Below are 19,708 nucleotides of genomic sequence, written 5' to 3'. Positions count from 1 at the left end.
CAATCTCAAAAAATGTAAACAATGAGATCAATTCATCATGCGTTTCGTATTTACAAAACTTTTTACGCGCTAAAGCGCTCAATCTATTGAAGTAAGCACGCTAAACTTGTACACTCTTATACCTTTTCCCTTTCGCTCTTTCCCAATCAACCATTCAACCAATTAACTATTCAACCACCTGGTAGCCCTCACCCCCTGCGACCACTGCTTCTATTTGAGAATGAGCGCCAGAATGGCAAACAGATCGATCGCCAGCAAGGTCGGGCTTACCTCTTGCTTTTTACCGGTCAACAACTTGATGGCCGTCCAGCTTAAGAATCCCCAGATAATGCCCTGCGTAATGGAATAGGTCAACGGAATTAGAATAAAACTCAGAAAGGCCGGGATGGCATCATCATATTTAAACCAGTTGATTTTTGCCACCGGCTGCATCATAAAAACGCCCACCAGCACCAGCGCCGGAGCCGTGGCAATGGCCGGCACAATGGAGAGCAGCGGCGAAAAAAACATAAAGGGCAAAAACAGCAACCCCGCCACCACGGCGGTTAATCCCGTCCGCCCGCCTTCTTCAATACCCGCTGCCGATTCAATGTAACTGGTTCCCGAGCTTGTGCCCAAAATGCCGGAAATTAAGGTGGCAAAGGCATCGACAATCAGCGATTGTTTGATATTGCGCGGTTCTCCGTTTTCATCTAAAAGACGTCCGGCTTCGGCCACGCCAATAAATGTGGATAAGCTGTCGAATAGATCGGTAAACAAAAAGGCGAAAATAACCGGCAAAAAGGCCAGCTTCAGCGAACCATATAAATCCAGACTAAAGATCAACGAAAAATCGGGACGGGACATAAAACCTTTTAACTCGACCAGGGTAGGCTGACCAAACAAAGCCGTGGCGTCGCCCCAAAATCTCCCGATAGGCCAGGCCAGCAAAGTGGTAAAAATAATGCCCATGACCAGGGCGCCATGCACCCTCCTGGCCACCAGCACGGCCGTAAAAAGCAAGCCGATTACAAAGGTCAACGTAACGCTGTTTAAATCGCCTATGGTTAAAATAGTCGCCGGACTGGAAACAATAAATCGGGCGTTTTCCAGACCGATTAAGCTGATAAACAATCCGATGCCCCCGGCCAGCGCAAAACGTAATTGCCGCGGAATGGCCCTGACAATGTAAGTTCTGATATTGAAAACAGAGAGTAAAACAAATATCACTCCTGACCAGAACACCGCGCCCAGAGCCGTTTGCCAGCTAACATCCATCGCCAGCGCCACCGAATAGGTAAAAAAAGCGTTTAACCCCATGCCCGGGGCGATTAAAATCGGGTTTTTAGCGTAAATGCCCATGGCAATGCTGCTGAAGGCGCTGACCAGCACCGTGGCTGTTAAAACGCCGCTAAAGGGCATGCCGCTTTTACTTAAAATGGCTGGATTCACAACAATAATGTACATGGAAGCCAAAAAAGTGGTGATTCCTCCGATGATTTCATTCCTGAGCTCAAAGCGCTCTCCCTCAACGCAGAACAATCTCTGCAACATGCTGCCTCCCCATTCATGGTGAACAAAAAGCATTTTAATAAAAATAAACGCCTTTTTCAAAACATTGAATCTTGCATCGCATACTTTGTCAACGTAATGCCTGGTTACTTGATTGGGCAAAGAATCCCTTACATCTTTTGGAGGAAAACGGTCAAAAGTGTAAGAGTTGATTGGCAAATTCAAAAATCCCGAAGGGATTAAATGAAAATAGCCCACCGTTTCAACGGTGGGTAAAAGGCAACACCAAAAGCCACCATCTTTTCGGCGGGGACGAAATCGGAAACCGTTTCAACGGTTTACGCGATTTAACAACCGATCAACATCTTTCATTATTAGGCGCTTTCCCTTCGCGTCGAACGTTTTTTGACCAAACCAGGATGCCGGAACACCCTTGGGAAAAATTGCCCACCGGAAACCGCCACCTCTCCTAAGATTGCGGTGAGGCCAAATCCGGAAAACGCCTGTCCCGCGTAGCTTAATCCCCTCTTTAAACTGCAGGTCATTATTCGAAGAATTGCAAAAAACTTACATATCGAGCAAGAATAAAACTCGCTTCAACAACAAATTGGCCTTTATTTTTTTATTTTGTAAATTACGCCTGAACTTTGCGAAAAATAACGGGAGACATAGCATGGAATTAAAAGAAGCCTTTTTAGAACTTATACGCCGGGCTGCGACAGATCTGCCGCCCGATGTGGAAGCGGTTCTGCAAAAAGCCTACGAAAAAGAAGACGACAACACGCCTGCAAAGAATGTTTTTGCCACCATTCTGGAAAACGTTAAACTGGCCCGCAAACAGAGCACGCCCATCTGTCAGGACACGGGTTCCCTGGTATTTTACATCGACTATCCGGAAGGCGGACAGGAACGCACCTATCGCGAAGCCATTGAATGGGCGGCCGTGGAGGCAACCAATCGTCAATACCTGCGCCCCAATGCGGTTGACCCCATCAGCGGTAAAAATTCGGGCAATAATCTGGGTATTAATGCCCCCTACATTCACTTTCACCAGTGGCAAAAAGACGAAGTACGTGTTCGATTGCTGCTAAAGGGCGGCGGTAGCGAAAATGTAGGCGCGCAGTACAAACTGCCCCATCCTCCGCTGAACGCCGGCCGTGATTTGAAGGGCGTGCGCAAGGTAATCATCGACGCGGTTAAAAACGCTCAAGGACTCGGCTGTGCGCCCGGCTCTATTGGCGTCGGCATTGGTGGCGGACGTGACACCTCATATGCGCTTTCTAAAGAACAGTTTTTTAGAAAAATGGGAGAGCGCAGCCCAAACCCCGAATTGGCCGAACTGGAAACGCGCCTATTAGAAGAATTGAATCAACTACAAATTGGCCCTATGGGCTTTGGCGGCAAAACTACCGTGTTAGAAGTTTTCATCGCTTCGCAAGCCCGGCATCCGGCCACCTACTATGTTTCTGTTTCTTACAACTGCTGGGCCTATAGACGCAAAACCATGACCATCAAAAACGGCGAGGTGCGTTATGACGATTAAATTAACAACTCCGATCTCAGAAGAAGAAATCAAAAAATTGAAAGTGGGCGACACGGTTCTGCTGTCGGGCGTCATCGTAACCGCCCGCGATCAGGCCCATAAATTAATGGTCGAAGAAAAACCCGATTTTGTGCGGCCTTATTTGAAAGAATCGGTCATTTATCATTGCGGGCCCGTGGTGCGTAAGGATGAATACGGGAACTGGCAGTTTGTCTCTGCAGGCCCCACCACCTCGGCGCGCGAAGAACCCTACCAGGCAACGGTAATTGGCGAGTACAACGTGCGCGGCGTCATCGGCAAAGGCGGCATGGGACCTAAAACGGCCGAAGGCCTTCAAAAATACGGCGCAGTTTACTTCCATGCTGTAGGCGGCGCCGGAACGCTAATCGCCAATCGCGTTAAAAAGGTCATCAACGTCTTCAAATTAGAAGAATTCGGCACGCCGGAGGCCTTCTGGGTAATTGAAGTGGAAGATTTTCCGCTGGTAGTCACCATGGATGCCCATGGTAACAGCATCCACAAGGAAATACTGGAAAAATCTTCCCGCATTGCCGAACAACTGATCAATCAATAATTCTTTATTCTGTCTGGAATTTTTAACTCCTGTTCTGCATTTTATTGTGCAAAACAGGAGTTTTTTTTAAAAGAAAGGGAACACCATGCGTAAAGAAAAAGACGCACTGGGCGAAGTTCTGGTGCCGGAAGATAAATATTACGGCGCGCAAACACAGCGGGCGTCAGAAAATTTCAACATAGGCAACGAACGTTTTCCCCAGGAGTTCATTCAGGCGCACGCCATGGTTAAAAAAGCCGCCGCACGCGTTAACCACCGCCTTGGCTTACTCGACGCGCAACGGGCTCAGTGGATCGAACAAGCCGCAGATGAGGTGATTGCCGGCAAATTCGATCAGCACTTCCCGCTGGTTATCTGGCAAAGCGGCAGCGGCACGCAGTTTAACATGAACGTCAACGAGGTGATTGCCAACAGGGCCATCGAGCTGGCCGGCGGACAGATCGGCAGCAAGTCGCCCGTGCATCCCAACGACCATGTAAACATGTCGCAATCGACCAACGACACCATTCCCACATCCATGCACATTGCCTCCGCACTCTCTTTAAAAAAGCATCTACTCCCCGAACTGAGCGCCCTGCAAAAAGAGCTGGAGCGCAAAGCAGTGGAATTTGCCGCCATTGTAAAAATCGGTCGTACTCATCTGCAGGACGCCACCCCTCTCACACTGGGTCAGGAGTTCTCCGGATTTGCGGCCCAAATCGAAATGGCGCGTGAAGCCATAGAAAATACAACCGATCATCTTTATGAACTGGCCATCGGCGGAACCGCGGTGGGCACCGGACTCAACACCAAACAGGGCTACGACCGCCTGATGGCAGATGAACTGTCTAAAATTACCGGCCTGCCCTTTAAGGTTTCACGCAATAAATTTGCCGCGCTGGCCGCGCACGACGCCATCGTGGAACTTTCCGGCGCCTTAAAAACACTGGCTGCCGCTCTGATGAAGATCGCCAACGACATCCGCTGGCTGGGCAGCGGGCCACGAAGCGGACTCGGCGAGCTCATTTTACCGGCCAACGAACCGGGAAGCTCCATCATGCCAGGTAAAGTCAATCCCACACAAAGCGAGATGGTGACCCAGGTGGTCTGCCAGGTGTACGGCAACGATGTAACCATCGGCATGGCCGGTTCTCAGGGAAACTTTGAGTTAAATGTCTTTAAACCACTCATGGCTTACAACATTCTGCAGTCCATTCGTCTGCTGGGCGACGCCTGCCGATCGTTCCGCGAGCGGTGCATTAGCGGCATCCAGCCCAATCGTAAAAAGATCGACCAGAACCTGAAAAATTCGCTCATGCTGGTTACGGCCTTAAATCGCCATATTGGCTACGACAAAGCCGCTGAAATCGCCTTAAAGGCCTGGCGGGAAGACAAAACCCTTAAACAGGCCGCGCTGGAACTGGGTTATTTGAGCGAAAAGGAGTTTGACGCCTGGGTTAAACCGGAAGAGATGATCGCGCCGGAGAAGTAAAATCTTTGAATAGAAAAAAAAATCGCTCTTCACCGCCGTTGAAGGCGGCGGCTTAGAAGAAAAAACCTTTTAAAAAAAAGCGAGGCTAATCGATGTTAACGAACACAAATTTCAAACGAGTCTTTTCATTTCTCTTCTTTTTTCTCTCCGCTTCTGTCTTTTGGACAGGCTGCCACAATCAGGACAGCGGCTCCGCGCCCCATTTTCAAAACCTGCCCGCCTGGGCTAATGAGGCTGTAGTTTATGAACTATTTGTCCGAGATTTCACCCCACAGGGAACGTTTAAAGCGACTCAAGAAAAAATTCCTTACTTGAAAGAGCTGGGCGTGGACATCGTCTGGCTGATGCCCATCTACCCCATCGGTCAAAAAGGTCGCAAGGGGTCGCTGGGCAGTCCCTATTCGGTGCAAAATTACTACGAAGTCAATCCCGAGTTCGGCACGAAACAAGACTTTAAAAACCTGGTCAGGGCCATTCATCAGGCCGGTTTAAAAATAATCATCGGTTTTGTGCCTAACCACAGCGCCAACGACTACGTGGAAATGGCCCAACATCCCGACTGGTTTATGCGCGATCAAAACGGAAAGTTTACGCGCGAGGTTCAAGACTGGAGCGACATCACCGATTTTAATTACGACAACCCCGACCTGCGCAAACACATCATCGAAATATTAAAATACTGGATTCGCGAATTCGATATCGACGGTTATCGCTTTGATGTAGCCGGCATGGTTCCCGATGATTTCTGGCGGCAGGCCGTTCCTGCAATGCGCTCAGTAAAGGAAGAGTTGTTCTTGCTGGCCGAATGGGAAGATCACAAATTCATTGACTTCGGATTTTCTGCAGATTACAACTGGAAGATGCTGCATGCTTTTCAGGACCTGCAAACCCATTCCAAAACAGTCGGGCAGATGCTCGAAATTTATCAAACCAAATACGAACAATACTTTCCCGAAGGACGTTTTCTCAGTTTCATCGAAAACCATGATGAACAACGGGCCGTAAAAAAATTTGGCATAGATCGGCTGGAACCTTACGCCGCGTTCATTTTCACCACGCCCGGCCTGCCCCTGCTGTTTATGGGGCAGGAGTTCGGCGACACCAACTACAACGCTTCCGCCAGCCTGTTTGAAAAGGTAACCATTAACTGGCAGGGCTTTGATTCTACGCTGTTTTCTTTTTACAAAAAGTTGACAGAGTTAAGGCACGCCTTTCCTTTTAACGCCGGTCAGTGGCAGGTGGTGCACTACGACAATCAAAAGAGAACCCTGGTTTACAGCAATATTTTAAATAATCAGGCCGTTGTGGCGGTATTAAATTTTGATGACAAAACGCAAACGGTTGCATTTGAAATACCAGACACCCTGCATTTTATCATGGACCGACCGGTTGTCGAATGGCTCACGGGCGAAGAGATCAGCCTGCAAAAAACAAATCGCCTGACTATGCAGCCATTTAGCGCCAAAATCCTGGTTGCCATCGATTAAATGTGCACATTTCCTGCTGTTGGATTCCAGAGCAGCAGGAAATTTAAAAGTGTAAAAATTAGTGAGTTTCTTTTAAATCATTCCGAATTCCCGGCCTGGCGGGGTTTGAAAATTTTTGTGCTGCTTTTAAAACTCATCCCCCAGCCATTGATTGGTTGAATAGTTGATTAGTTGAATGGTTGAATAGTTAGCCTGTCATTTCAAACCTGTTTCTGCAAATGTGGTGAATTCCTGCCACCGTTTATGTAGGGGCGAAGGATTTCCAAGAACAATTCAACGATGGTAAGCATTAACTTTAGAATACTTCCTTTGTAGAATCTGTCCCGCCATGGCGGGGTTTGAAAATTTTTGTGCTGTTTTAAAAACTCATCCCCCAGCCCCTTCTCTTTAAAAAAGAGAAGGGGCGTAAATAGCGCCGATTTGCTTAGCTTTAGCCTCAGAATAGTTTGTTGAATCATTTTCTGCGATGGTTGGCGTAATCTGCGAGAAAATTACTTTGCGCACGTTGTGGTTGATTTTGGTTGCGGCTGTGCTGCCTTAGAGTGAACTCATTACTTTTTGTAACTTTTGTCAAACCTTTGACTCTAATTTTAAAGTTTTACTTTTTCTTTACGACCATTTAACCAAAATCACAAAATCAACAGATTGTGATGGCAGTCAATGCGTAAAGGCTGCGATTTAACGAGTTTTAGCCAGAAATTAAAAACAAAAGGAGTTGACCATGAAATTAAAAATTAAAGCTAAGTACAAAATTAAAACCAGATAATATTATCCTAATTACCTTGCCAAACGTGTTGCAGTTTTTCCCTACATTCAACAGCTTTTTTAACTTCAGGAAAGCAGATTTCACAAGATGAAAATTTGGGTTGATGCAGACGCCTGCCCCAGGCCGGTGAAGGAAATCATTTACAGGGCCGCCAATCGCCTCAAAATCAAAACGATTTTTGTTTCCAATCAACCGTTAAAAATCCCGAGCTCCGACTTCCTCTCTTTTAAACATGTTGCCGGCGGCCTGGATGTGGCCGATGGTTACATTGTGGAAGAAATGGCTGAAGGAGATATGGTAATCACGGCGGATATTCCGCTGGCAGCCAGAGTCATCGAAAAACAAGGCTTTGCCTTAAATCCCCGGGGCCAATTGTACACAAAAGAAAATATTGGCTATTTTTTATCGATACGAAATTTTATGGATGATTTGAGAAGTAGCGGTTTAAATGGCACGGGGCCGCCTCCGTTAAGTCAAAAAGACCGTCAAAACTTTGCCAACCAGTTAGACCAGTTCCTTCAAAAGCACCTTCAAAGATAAAGTGAAACGTTTTCAATCCAGCGCCTTAACCTGCCTTTTCTGAAGACTCGCTCCCTGTTCCTCTCTGCCAATAATTATTGATTTTCATACGTTTCGATCTTGTTTTCCATAACGATCAACTCAATGCCCGCTTTTTTAAAGAGGTCTCTGGTCTCTTGCCCGGCATGGTAGCGCCGTTTAGCCACCACTTTTTTAATCCCCACGCTAATAATTAACATAGCGCAAACGCGGCAGGGCTCCATGGTACAATACAGAGTGGTGCCTTCCAGCGGAATGCCGTAACGCGCGGCCTGAGCAATGGCGTTCTGCTCGGCATGAATGGTACGCACACAATGCTGGCGGATGGTGCCGTCTTCGTCAATCACTTTTTTTAGCAGATGGCCCACCTCATCACAATGCGCAAATCCCGGAGGCGAACCCACATAGCCGGTACACAAAATGCGCTTGTCGCGTACGATAATGGCCCCGCTTTTACCGCGATCGCAGGTGGCGCGCTGAGCCACTTCATCTACCAGATGCATAAAGTACTCATCCCAGCTTGGACGCTTGTACAAAGATTTGTCCATGACCTTTAAAATCCTTTCTTGTTAATCAGGACACCGTAATCTGATCGCCAACATTTAGTAATTGTACTCTGTCTTTAAAAGTATTAAAAAATTTGTGGATTGCTTTAAAGCCCGTGCAGTGCAGCGGAACAATCAGATCCGGATTGATTTTGTGGATGTTTTTAATGATCAAATCGATTTTTTCTTCATCGGCCGAGCTCAGATGCATTCCGCCAATCAGGGCGTACACATGGCGGTTGCCCGTAATGCGCATGGCGTGTTTTAACGAATTTACCGGCCCGGCATGGCCGCAACCCAATAAAACAATAACCCCTTTGGCGGTATTAATGACTAAAAACCCGTCATCATGGAGTTCATCATGGATTAAACTTTCCAGCACTCGTTGCTTGTAGGCCTCGTCGATGGTTTCGTATTGATTATTGCGCGGAACTTCGCCAGAGAACCAGACATTTGTAAAAATTTGATAAGGGTGGGTATGAAAGTGAAACACAATGCCCTTGCGCGCTAAAACGTTCTTTTCCCACGGAACGCCAATATCCAGATTGCCGGCAGAATAGACGCGATATTTTTTGTTAATAAGCGCCGGGTGACAAATAACCGGTAGCGGGCTTTTAAATTCGGCCAGGTAAGGCAACCCGCCTGTGTGATCGTAATGGCCGTGGCTCAGCACCACAAAATCCGTCTTTTCCAGTGAAATATTCAAAATTCTGGCATTGTGAATAAAAGCCTCTGTCTGACCCGTATCGAATAATACATTTCCTTCCGGGGTTTCGACAAAAATAGAAAGTCCTTGCTCGGCGACCAGTTGCGGGCTAACCACCCGGTTTTCACTGAGAATAGTCAGTTTAACTTGGTTTAACATGGCGGCTCCTCCCATTTGGTTTTACAGGGGAGCAAAATTTTTCATTCCTTTTTACCGTTCCCTGATCCGGATTTTTGTTTTTGCTGACGCAACAACAGATAAAACCCGAAAATGACCAGCGGGATGCTCAAAATTTGCCCCATATTCAAAGGGAGTTGCGCTTCAAATGCCGACTGGTTTTCTTTTAGAAATTCCACAAAAAATCTGAATCCAAAAACCAGAATTAAGAACAGGCCAAACAGGTGTCCCTGCGGTGTTTTTGCTCCCAATTTCTTGTATTTAAAAAAGAGAAAAAGAAAGATCAAAAAATAGGCCAGAGCTTCATAAATCTGCGTCGGATGGCGGGGAATGGCGTCAACCCGGTCAAAAATAACGGCCCACGGCACGTCGGTCGGCCGACCGATAATCTCCGAATTAAAGAAATTCCCCAGGCGGATAAAACTGCCAGCCAGAGCAACGGCAATAACGATGCGATCGACCAGCCACAAAAACGGTTGATCCGGCCGCTTTTTAGTGTACAGGTAAAGGGCCAGCAAAATACCAATGGCCGCGCCGTGGCTGGCCAAACCGCCCTCCCAGACCTTTAAAATACGAATGGGCTGACTGAAATAATAGGTAAAATCGTAAAAAATGCAGTGGCCCAGCCGGGCGCCCACAATCGTACCCACCAACATGTAAACCAATAGCGTATCCAGATCCTGTAACGGCTTGTTTTCGCGTTTGTAAATCCAGTTGAACATGTAAATGCCAACCACAAAGCCGGCCATAAACAGCAAACTGTAGTAGCGAATATGGATTATTCCGTAACTAAATATTTCCGGATCTACGTTCCAGTGAAACATGGTTCATTCCTTTTTTTATTTTTAATGATGATTGGCAAAATTGGTTCACTGCACGCCCATTTCTTCTAAAAGATGCTCCGCGCCTGAAAAATACTTTAATAGAAACAAAATGTAACGTATGTCCACGCCAATGGAGCGACTGTATTGGTGGTTCCATGCGTAATCATTAATGGTGGCTTCAAAAGCCCGGTCAAAATTTAAGCCGACCAACTGGCCGCGGGCGTTTAGCACCGGGCTGCCGGAATTGCCGCCGGTGGTGTCGCAACTGTACAAAATGCCAACCGGCAGGGTGCCAACCGTTTTACTGACAAAAGGGCCGAATTGCTTTGCCTTGAGCAGGGCGAGCAATTTTTCCGGCGTATCAAAAGGCGATTTGCCGGTATGTTTTTCTAAAATGCCGCGCCCGGTGGTGATAGGCGCTTTGTAAACCGCATCTGCCGGCGCGTAGCCTTCAATAAAACCAAAGGTCATGCGATAGGTGCCGTTGGCATCCGGGATGAAATCGGTTTTTAGATAGGCCTGTTTTGCCTCCAGCCACAGGGCGCGCAGGCGACGTAACTTTCCATTTCGCTCTTTGCGAATATTCTTCAACGTTTCGTAATCTTCTTTGAGGGCCAGCATCCAGTTGATTAACGGATCGTTCAGGGCTTTCAATTCATCCGGCGTTTTGGCAAAGCACGTTTTCACAAACTCAGGATCGCTTAAACGCGTTTTCCGGTAAGCCTCTGATATTACCTGACGCGTTTCGGCGGCATCATCCAGCTTGAAAATTGAGCGAAGCGCGGAAATCCGCTGATCTTCAGGAAGCGCCGCCGCTTTTTTGAGTAATTCTTGCAAAATTAACTGATCGGCCTGGCTATCAAAATTTTTTAAACGTAACAGAGTGTACGTCTGCGTACGTTTAAAATTACGATCCATAAAGGCCCTTTCGCGCTCAAGGTCTTCTTTTTGACGTTCTTCGGCAGCCAGAACCAGAGTTCGGGCAACTGCCGGCAAAACAGGGCTGCGGCCAAAATAAGAAAGCAACATCTCTCGCACGGCGCTTTGTCGATACGTATGATAGATCTGTTTAATTTCGGTCAAAACATGCTGATATTTTTTTAGATTATTTTCCGCAATGAAGACCTGAATCTTTTCCTCTTCGTTCTTTTTTTGTTCGAGCAATCCGATCCGGCGGATGCCCTGTAATTTTCCGCGGTAATTTTTTTCCGTGTTAGCCAGACCTTTAATCCACGAACTGAATTTTAAAGAACGGTCGGCGTCGTCTTTGCCCAAAGTCGTCAACAAATCAATTTGCCACTGATACCAATCAACCACAAACGGCATACGGAATTCATATTCAAAGGCCAGGAAGGCTGAGGTTCGATGACGGTAAGTGCGCCCGGGATAGCCCAGAATAAACACGCGATCCCCTTCTTCTACGCCTTTAGCCGCTACTTTTAAATACGATTTAGGCCTGTAAGGGACGTTTTCTTCGCTGTAATCAGACGGCGATCCGTCCGGAGCCACGTAGGCGCGCATCAGCGTAAAATCGCCGGTGTGACGCGGCCACTCCCAGTTGTCAAATTCTCCGCCAAACTCTCCGATGGAGCGGGGCGGCGCATAAACCAGACGCACGTCTTTAAGATAGGTGTAAATGAAAAGGTAATAGGTTTTGCCCGGAAACATCTCCGAAACAGCGGCCCTTTTCCCTGGATGCTTTTGCTCCTGCTCTTTTACAATTTGCTTGGTGATTTTTTCGATTGCTTTTTCCCGCTCGATGGGGTCTTCGATGTGTTTAACGGCGTTCAAAACGCGTTGCGAAACATCTTCTACTCTTTCTGTAATGCGCACCGTGTAGCCTTTAGCCGGGCGCTCTTCCTGCAGCGTATGGGCGACAAAACCGTTGGTTAAATAGTCGTTTTCTGTGCTGCTGATGTTTTGAATGGCACGAAATGCGCAATGGTGGTTGGTCAAAATCAAACCTTCCGGCGAAATAAACGAGCCCGTGCATCCTCCTATTTGAACAATGGCGTCAGAAAGGCTCACTTCGTTTTCCGAAAAAATCTGGTCTGCGCTCAATTCAATGCCCAGTTTTTTCAGGTTGAGTTTATGAATTTCCGTAATGGGATACATGCCTTCTTCGGCAAAGAGCGAAAAGGTGAACAAAAGCAAAACACCAAACAAACGAATCTTCATCTTTACTCCTTTCAATTTGTCAGAGGATAAATTAAGGCAGTAAATCATTTTATTCAAATACAAAAAAAATTGACCATTTCCGAACCTGTCTTTCTTGCTCCGCTTATGTTTTTTTTCTATTTTTTAACATTAATAAATTGAGGAGAAATGGCTATGTTCTCTTTTTATTTTATGATGTTCATCGTTCCTACGGGACTTATTCTCTTTTCGTTGTGGCTGGCACAAAAAACAAAAAGGAATTGAACATGGAAAAAATCGGCAGCGCGTACATTCACGGTGATGCTTACAGTCTGGGGGCATTTATCGCCTATTTAGTGTTAGTCAGTTTGATCGGCGTTTTTTCCAGCCGTTTTTCCTCCGCTGGTATTCGGGAATTTTTTGTCGGCGGGCGTAAGATGAACCGCTTTGTGGTTGCCCTGTCTGCCGTGGTTTCCGGACGCAGCGCCTGGTTGCTTTTAGGCGTAACGGGCATGGCTTACAAAATAGGGCCTTCGGCGGTGTGGGCGGTAATCGGATACATTGTAGTAGAATTATTCCTCTTTCTTTTCTACGGTAGAAGATTACGGCATTTTAGCGAACAATTTGACTGCATTACATTACCGGATTTTTTTGCAGATCGCTTCGAAGACCGCAGCGGACTTTTACGGCTAACGTTAGCCCTGATTATGGTTGTTTTTATGGTCAGTTATGTTTCCGCTCAGTTTGTCGGCGGCGGAAAGGCCTTTGCCGCCAGCTTTGGCATTGAAACGGATTATGGGATTTTACTCACCGCCGGAATTGTTCTGCTTTACACCATCTTAGGCGGCTTTTTGGCCGTAAGTTTAACGGATATGCTTCAGGCAATTTTGATGATTCTCGTGCTGGTCCTTCTTCCGGCGCTTGCCATCTTGCACAAAGGCGGGCTGAGCGTGGTACTGGCACAGCTACAGGCGCTTGATCCGAAGTTTGTTGATCCCTTTGCGCTTTCGGTCGGAGCCGCCATCGGATTTTTAGGCATCGGACTGGGTTCGCCGGGAAATCCACATATTATCGTTCGCTACATGTCGATCAAAGAAGCCGAACAGCTCCGCTATTCTGCCGTGGTCGGCACCATCTGGAATGTGGTCATGGCCTGGGGCGCCATTTTTATTGGTCTGGTTGGGCGCACCTATTTCACCCGCCCTGAAATGCTGCCCAACCACGACACGGAGAATCTGTTTCCCGTTCTGGCGCAACTGCATTTGCATCCCATTTTGTTTGGCGTTGCCATTGCCGCCGTATTTGCCGCCATCATGTCCACCGCCGATTCGCAGTTGCTGGTGGCCGCTTCCAGCCTGGTGCGCGATATTTACGAAAAATTCATCAAAAAAGGTCAGCGTCTGAATAAAAAACAACTGGTGATTTACAGCAGATTAACCATCTTTTTGTTGGTTATTGCGGCTCTGGGGCTGGGCTACCTGGCCAGAGATCTGGTGTTCTGGCTGGTGCTGTTTGCCTGGGCCGGTCTTGGCGCCTCGCTCGGGCCCACTTCTATTTTAGCCCTGTTCTGGAAACGCACCACCAGGGCAGGCGTTATGGCCGGGCTGCTCACCGGCACATTGACCACCATCATCTGGTACAATATTCCAGCTTTAAAGAGCATGATCTATGAACTGGTGCCGGCCTTTTTCCTCTCTGCTCTGGCAACGGTAATCGTGAGTCTCTTAACGCGTCCGCCCGCACAGGTGGACGACTATTTTAAATCAATGAGAGTAGCCAACACCGCACGGAAACACAAAGAAACACAGGATTGATAATTTTTAAATTTAATTGATCCGGGCAGCACAGTCGCAATAAAAAACTTTTCCGTTGAGATTTAAGCAACCACAGAGAGCCCTGAGAAGTCGCAAAGGACGCAAAGAATGTTTTAAATTAAATTACCCTTGCTCGCTCGATCATCACTCCCAGACAAAAGATCAGGAATGAACGTACTTGTAAGGGCGAAGGATTTCCAACCCTACTTTATCCAGCGCGCTTTTTTGATATGACTAAAGATGAATGCTTACCATCGCTGAATTGTTCTTGGAAATCCTTCGCCCCTACATAAACGGTGTCAGGAATTCACCACATTTGCAGAAACAGGTTTGAAATGACAGGCTAACTATTCAACCATTCAACCATTCAACTAATTAACCACTCCTGCTGCACAAAAATTTTCGCATCCCGCCAGGGCAAGAGTGGATCTTCCAGAGGAAGTATCCCAAGGCAGCGAAGCCGCAACCAAAATCAACCGTAACGCGCGCCAAGTAATTTTCTCGCAGATTACGCCAATAATCGCAGAAAATTAATTAACATTTAAGACAAAAGCTAAACAAAACCGGCGCTATTTACGCCCCTTCTCTTTTTTAAAGAGAAGGGGCTGGGGGATGAGTTTTAAAAGCAGCACAAAAATTTTCAAATCCCGCCCGGGCTGGATAGATCTTCCAGAGGAAGTATCCTAAACCCGTCTTTTTCTTTGTGCCTTTGCGTGTTTGTGCAAGCGCCGGGAGAAGTCGCGTTAATTTTCTTCAAGAACCGATTTGGCCCCGTGCAACACTTCGGAAAAAATCTCAAGAATCTTCAAATTTTGCTTGGAAAGCATTAGCGCATCATTGACAATGGCGTAATACAGGATGCTCAACCTCGTTTTGGAAGAGCCGTCTTTAATGCGTTCGATCTGTTTCTCGTTTAGTCTTTCGGCCAGAGTTTCCAGCGCGGTGTGCTTTTCTTCCAATTTATGGTAGTCAAGCTCTTCGTTGGCGTGCAGCGTATTTTCAACATCCTTTAGCATTTCTAACAGTTGATTTTTAAGTTCGCTTAATTCTTCAATTTGCACGCCCAGCAGTCCTTTGTGGTGGTTACTTACGTGTAAATACGAGCGGTTTACAATATCGCGGTGGCCGTCAACCATGCGCTGCAAATGGCGAATGGTGTTGGCATATTTGTAAGAAAGCTCTGCCTCTTCCTTTTGCAAAAGACGCAGACATTTAAAGATGTTGGCCGTTATGATGTTAGCCCATTTCTGGAATGTTTTATTCTTTGCTCTTTCGTTTTTGATAATGTATTCATTTTGCTGAAAAAGACCTTCCAGCGCGGTATCTAAGGATTCACGAATTTTTTGCACCAAAAAGCCCATCTGCTCGAAAGTAGTGTGAATGGACGAATGCGCATCGGTAATCTTTTTCAGGTTGTAAACTTCGGTGGCTTCGCTTTCGATAAAACGTTTTTTATGTTTAATGTGATTGCGGGCTATAAATGCAATCACCACAAGAAGCATGATCCCCACGCCGATAGCTTTGGTAAAATAGATAAAAGTAGCGATCAGCGCCGCCGAAACAAAAGCGGCAAAGGCGGTCATGAACCAGCCGGCGATAACCGTCAACACACCGGTCACGCGGTAAACGGCACTCTCGCGTCCCCAGGCCATATCGGCAAAGGAAGTTCCCATGGCTACCATAAAGGTGATATAGGTAGTGGAAAGGGGCAGCTTGTGCGACGTGGCGTAAGAGATTAGCGCGCTGGCCACCATCAAATTCACCCCTGCGCGCAATAAATCGAACGAAGGAGTATGTTCATCCGCCAGATGGTGGTGATAGTGTTCGGAATCCAGCCTTTTGCGAAACCAGTTTAGAGCCGACTGCGGAAGAATTTTTTTGACGGCATCGAAAAATCTAATAAAGAACTTCACAATTTTTCTGGCCAGAAAGACGGATTCAAAGCGCTCTTCGCCTTCGGACTGCCGACTCAAATCAATTTCGGTTTTAGTTACAGTGCGCGCCTTTTTAGAAAAAGCCAGCGTAACAACCATAATGATACCAGCCAGCAGCAGTAGATGCGGCTCTGCCGGCACCTTGCTGTTTAACGCCTCCATGGTTGTGGTTAAAGGCGCACTGGTTTGCACAGCGGCCTCGTAAGCGTGATAGCCAGCCATGGGCACACCGATGAAGTTAACCAGATCGTTGGCGGCAAAGGCCATGGCCAGAGCAAACGTTCCAATCAATACAATGGGTTTGAGAATATTAATATTTAAAAAGATCAATATCTGCAAAAATATGGCCGAAACCGCAAAGATGATAGCCAGCATACTAAAGGCGTGCGTTTGAATCCATTTTAACATTTCCGGCGTAATGAAAGCAGCGCCTTTAGCGCCTTTAATCAAAATGAAATAGGTGATAAAAGCCAGGGCCAGCCCCCCCCACAGGGCGCCATACTTTTTCAGCCGTTTGCTAAAATCAAATGTAAAAAGCAGACGCGTTAAGAACTGAACAATCGCTCCTACAATAAAAGCAATGCCCACGCTGAGTAAAATACCAAGTATAATAATCAACGCTTTGCTGGTGTTGATGTACTCAGCCAGCATGGCGATAGACTGACTTTCAGAAAATATTTTTATTAAAGAAATAGCAACGGCCGCGCCCAGCAGCTCGAATACAACCGAAACCGTGGTGGAAGTAGGAAGACCGTAACTGTTAAAGACGTCCAGCAAAATAACGTCGCTAATCATTACAGCCAGAAAAAGCACAATTAACTGGGGCATGGTAAAAAATTGCGGATGGAAGATTCCCTTACGGGCTACCTCCATCATGCCGCTGGAAAAAACTACGCCCGAAACAAGACCAAGACCTGCAATGATCATAATCACATAAAAAGGAGCAACCCTCGAGCCAATGGCAGAATTCAGAAAGTTAACGGCATCATTACTAACGCCAACAACGATGTCGAAAACGGCAAACATGGCCAGAATCAAAACTGCATAGTAGTAAAACTCAATTCCCATTTATCATTCCTTTTTTTTGCTTTCAGTTTCTATTTCAACGATTATCCCTAAATTCACAAATTTGAAATTAACAAACGGTAAAGTATTTTTCAAAAAATAATTCTTAACCTGGCTTTTTTGATCGGCCGCGGCCCATTGTCTTTAGAATGGTGGAGAAAAACCGCGTAAAAGGCTATTAATCAACTTCTTTTTTAGCTGCGGTAAGACTAACGTTAAAAAAAGGTTAGAAAAAAAATATTCTTCTTTGTTTTTTACAAAACTGGCGGTACTTTTTAAAAAGGTCCGGGGACTTCAAATAGCCTAAAAAGAGCTGAGGATCATTTTTCAGCGATTGCCGCCCCTTCGTCCTCTTTTTCATTTTGCCGGTAATACAAGCAGATTCGATTGAGCGGGCATTCCGTGCAAAGAGGATTGCGCGCCCGGCAAATTTTTCGCCCGTGCCAGATCAGCCAGTGATGAGCCTGCGACCATTTTTCTTTGGGAATGCTTTCCATCAATTGTTTTTCCGTGTTCAAAACGTCTTTGGCTCGCGCCAGTCCAATTCGGTTGCTGACGCGGAACACGTGCGTATCCACCGCAATGGCCGGCACGTTTTTGGCAATGCTCAAAACTACGTTGGCTGTTTTTCGCCCTACGCCCGGCAGAGCCATCAATTCTTCACGCGTGGCGGGGATGTCGCCGCCGTATTTCTCATCCAGGATCTCACTTACGTTTAAAATATTTTTAGCTTTTGCTTTGTAAAGCCCCACGGTTTTTATGTATTCTCGTATCTGCTCTTCGCTCATGCGCCGCATGGAAGCCGCGTCTGGGTAATCTTTAAACAACTTTTCTGTCACAATATTTACGCGTTTGTCCGTGCTTTGCGCGGCCAGCATGGTCGAAATTAACAATTGAAAGGGCGTTTTATATTTTAACGCCGTCTCCGCCCCGTTGTATGTTTCTTCCAGAATCTTCAGTATTTCATTAATTTGCCGTCTGCTGAGCTCCTTACCTGTGAGCTTGTTATAAGTCATACAATTCCTTTATCAACTGTAACGAAACATCACTTTCCTTAACATCTTCCAGTTTAATTAACTTAATGGGAATTTTGTGGAGAAGGTAGTTTAATTTCTTAACCTCATGGGCTTGCACTGCCCCGATAACCGGGATACGCGAACTGAATACGGTAATAATCTGTTGCTTTAAGCGGAACACGCTTTGCTCCACACCGCCTAATCGATCCAGCAAAAAAAGATCGACCACCTGAAAAACACTCAACTCCGAAATGAATTTTTCAATGTAAGGCTCGATTTGTTTTTCAATATCTGCCGCTTGTTGTGATAAATCGAGTTCTATATTAACAGATGGCTGAGATAAAAGACTCATTTTAATGTGACCGGGCTTTTCAAGTGTGGTTGTTCGGAAGCCCTTAATGTTCAGTAAGGGAGATAAGTTTTCCAGAAATTCATGAAGAATAAGCGTATGACCTGAATTTTCGGGTTCCACCAACAATATTTTGTACATAGTTTTTCTTTGATAATAGTTTACAGCGAACACAAAGATACTTAAACTTTTTAAAATTTCAAAGTGAAATTTTTTTAAAAAATTTGAGTATTTGAACGGCGATCAATAAATTCAAAGAAAAAATGGAAGGACGGATAATTGGAAGAAAAGTTTGAAAAAATTGAACGACCTGTAGTGCCAGAAATGGAAGAAATTTTGGGCAAGCCCTTTAAAATTTTAGATGATGGTTTTGTGCGCGTGGTCGACTACATGGGCAGCGACGATTCCATCGTTCAGGCAGCGCGCGTTTCTTACGGCAAGGGCACAAAAAAACGGCATCAGGATCGGGGACTGATCCGTTACCTCATCCGTCATCAGCACACCACGCCTTTTGAAATGTGCGAAATCAAATTGCACGTACGCGTTCCCATGGATACCTGGCGGCAATGGATTCGCCATCGTACGGCAAACGTAAACGAGTATTCCACGCGTTATTCCATCGCCATTGACGCCGCCTACCAAACGGCACCGGACGCCTGGAGATTGCAGGCCACGGTCAATCGCCAGGGCAGCGAAGGTACGCTGGATGCAGAACAGGGGGAAAAACTTAGCGCCAGAGAACGCGAATTGCATCAATTAAGCAGAAAAATTTACGAAGAACGCTTGCAACTGGGAGTTGCAAGGGAACAGGCTCGTAAAGATCTTCCGCTTTGCACCTACACCGAAGCCTACTGGAAAATAGATTTACACAACCTTCTGCACTTTTTACACCTGCGCATGGATGAACACGCCCAATACGAAATCCGCCAATATGCCAGAACCATTGGCGAACAAATTGTAGCCCGCTGGGTGCCGTTAACCTGGGAGGCTTTTCTGGATTACGTGGTCAACGCCACCACGTTTTCTCATCTTGAAAAACAAATTTTAAGCGCAATGTTCCAGGGACAAAGCGAAAAAGCCGTGGCTCTGGCCGCCGATTTTGGCTGGCTTGTTTACAAAGACGGTAAATTAAGCGGACACATTGAGCGTCTGGAATTTGAAAAGAAATTGGCAGAAATGGGCATTACGCCTCCATGGAGCGAGTGATTTACTTTAGGTTGGCGCTCCACATCAATCCTTAAACGTCGAACTC

16 protein-coding genes are annotated in these 19,708 nt (G+C 46.4%); 8 read left to right on the top strand and 8 right to left on the bottom strand.

Features of this window, described 5'->3' with window-relative positions:
• Positions 1-210: 210 nt before the first annotated feature.
• Entirely contained in the window at positions 211-1,533 is a 1,323-nt protein-coding gene (locus Cabys_RS00810; RefSeq protein WP_006927407.1) for an NCS2 family permease, read from the bottom strand.
• 170 nt (positions 1,534-1,703) lie between these two features.
• Here Cabys_RS00810 and Cabys_RS00805 point away from each other — a divergent pair, with 170 nt between their 5' ends.
• The 6 genes from Cabys_RS00805 to Cabys_RS00775 all read left to right on the top strand — a co-directional run bounded on the left by Cabys_RS00805 (position 1,704) and on the right by Cabys_RS00775 (position 7,872).
• Positions 1,704-1,964, top strand: coding sequence for a hypothetical protein (locus tag Cabys_RS00805; protein ID WP_044281005.1), 261 nt, complete (start codon positions 1,704-1,706; stop codon positions 1,962-1,964).
• A gap of 200 nt (positions 1,965-2,164) precedes the next feature.
• Entirely contained in the window at positions 2,165-3,034 is an 870-nt protein-coding gene (locus Cabys_RS20370) for a fumarate hydratase (protein ID WP_006927408.1), read from the top strand.
• Positions 3,024-3,608, top strand: a complete 585-nt coding sequence (locus Cabys_RS20365) for a FumA C-terminus/TtdB family hydratase beta subunit (RefSeq protein WP_006927409.1) — start codon at positions 3,024-3,026, stop codon at positions 3,606-3,608. The genes Cabys_RS20370 and Cabys_RS20365 overlap by 11 nt, the downstream gene beginning before the upstream one ends.
• 85 nt (positions 3,609-3,693) lie before the next feature.
• Entirely contained in the window at positions 3,694-5,079 is a 1,386-nt protein-coding gene (gene fumC / locus Cabys_RS00790) for a class II fumarate hydratase (RefSeq protein WP_006927410.1), read from the top strand.
• A 92-nt stretch (positions 5,080-5,171) separates the two neighbouring features.
• Positions 5,172-6,566, top strand: a complete 1,395-nt coding sequence (locus Cabys_RS00785) for an alpha-amylase family glycosyl hydrolase (RefSeq protein ID WP_006927413.1) — start codon at positions 5,172-5,174, stop codon at positions 6,564-6,566.
• A gap of 853 nt (positions 6,567-7,419) precedes the next feature.
• The gene (locus Cabys_RS00775) at positions 7,420-7,872 is read left to right on the top strand and encodes a YaiI/YqxD family protein (RefSeq protein WP_006927414.1); all 453 of its coding nucleotides are present in this window, start codon (positions 7,420-7,422) and stop codon (positions 7,870-7,872) included.
• Between the two features lie 74 nt (positions 7,873-7,946).
• On the opposite strand, the gene Cabys_RS00770 is transcribed toward Cabys_RS00775, so the two are convergent.
• From Cabys_RS00770 to Cabys_RS00755, 4 genes are read right to left on the bottom strand one after another with little or no spacing between them, the layout of a single operon-like run.
• On the bottom strand, positions 7,947-8,438 hold the full coding sequence (locus Cabys_RS00770; protein WP_006927415.1) for a deoxycytidylate deaminase: 492 nt from the start codon (positions 8,436-8,438) through the stop codon (positions 7,947-7,949).
• A gap of 25 nt (positions 8,439-8,463) precedes the next feature.
• On the bottom strand, positions 8,464-9,300 hold the full coding sequence (locus tag Cabys_RS00765; protein WP_006927416.1) for an MBL fold metallo-hydrolase: 837 nt from the start codon (positions 9,298-9,300) through the stop codon (positions 8,464-8,466).
• 41 nt (positions 9,301-9,341) lie between these two features.
• The gene (gene lgt / locus Cabys_RS00760; RefSeq protein WP_006927418.1) at positions 9,342-10,142 is read right to left on the bottom strand and encodes a prolipoprotein diacylglyceryl transferase; all 801 of its coding nucleotides are present in this window, start codon (positions 10,140-10,142) and stop codon (positions 9,342-9,344) included.
• Positions 10,143-10,187: 45 nt separating this feature from the next.
• Complete coding sequence (locus Cabys_RS00755) at positions 10,188-12,320, bottom strand: S46 family peptidase (RefSeq protein WP_006927420.1); 2,133 nt, start codon at positions 12,318-12,320, stop codon at positions 10,188-10,190.
• Positions 12,321-12,565: 245 nt separating this feature from the next.
• On the opposite strand from Cabys_RS00755, the gene Cabys_RS00750 reads away from it, so the two are divergent.
• The gene (locus Cabys_RS00750) at positions 12,566-14,092 is read left to right on the top strand and encodes a sodium/proline symporter (protein WP_006927421.1); all 1,527 of its coding nucleotides are present in this window, start codon (positions 12,566-12,568) and stop codon (positions 14,090-14,092) included.
• Between the two features lie 743 nt (positions 14,093-14,835).
• On the opposite strand, the gene Cabys_RS00745 is transcribed toward Cabys_RS00750, so the two are convergent.
• From Cabys_RS00745 to Cabys_RS00735, 3 genes are all read right to left on the bottom strand, one after another.
• Entirely contained in the window at positions 14,836-17,094 is a 2,259-nt protein-coding gene (locus tag Cabys_RS00745) for an inorganic phosphate transporter (protein WP_006927422.1), read from the bottom strand.
• 317 nt (positions 17,095-17,411) lie between these two features.
• Positions 17,412-18,107: an endonuclease III gene (gene nth / locus Cabys_RS00740; RefSeq protein ID WP_006927423.1), complete on the bottom strand. Its 696-nt coding sequence runs from the start codon at positions 18,105-18,107 to the stop codon at positions 17,412-17,414.
• Complete coding sequence (locus Cabys_RS00735; protein WP_006927424.1) at positions 18,097-18,597, bottom strand: hypothetical protein; 501 nt, start codon at positions 18,595-18,597, stop codon at positions 18,097-18,099. The genes nth and Cabys_RS00735 overlap by 11 nt, the downstream gene beginning before the upstream one ends.
• 183 nt (positions 18,598-18,780) lie before the next feature.
• On the opposite strand from Cabys_RS00735, the gene thyX reads away from it, so the two are divergent.
• Positions 18,781-19,662, top strand: a complete 882-nt coding sequence (gene thyX, locus Cabys_RS00730) for an FAD-dependent thymidylate synthase (protein WP_044281632.1) — start codon at positions 18,781-18,783, stop codon at positions 19,660-19,662.
• Positions 19,663-19,708: the final 46 nt, after the last annotated feature.

Origin of the sequence: Caldithrix abyssi DSM 13497 (assembly GCF_001886815.1) — a bacterium.
Classification (GTDB): domain Bacteria; phylum Calditrichota; class Calditrichia; order Calditrichales; family Calditrichaceae; genus Caldithrix; species Caldithrix abyssi.
This window is presented reverse-complemented; position numbering and strand designations above follow the sequence as displayed.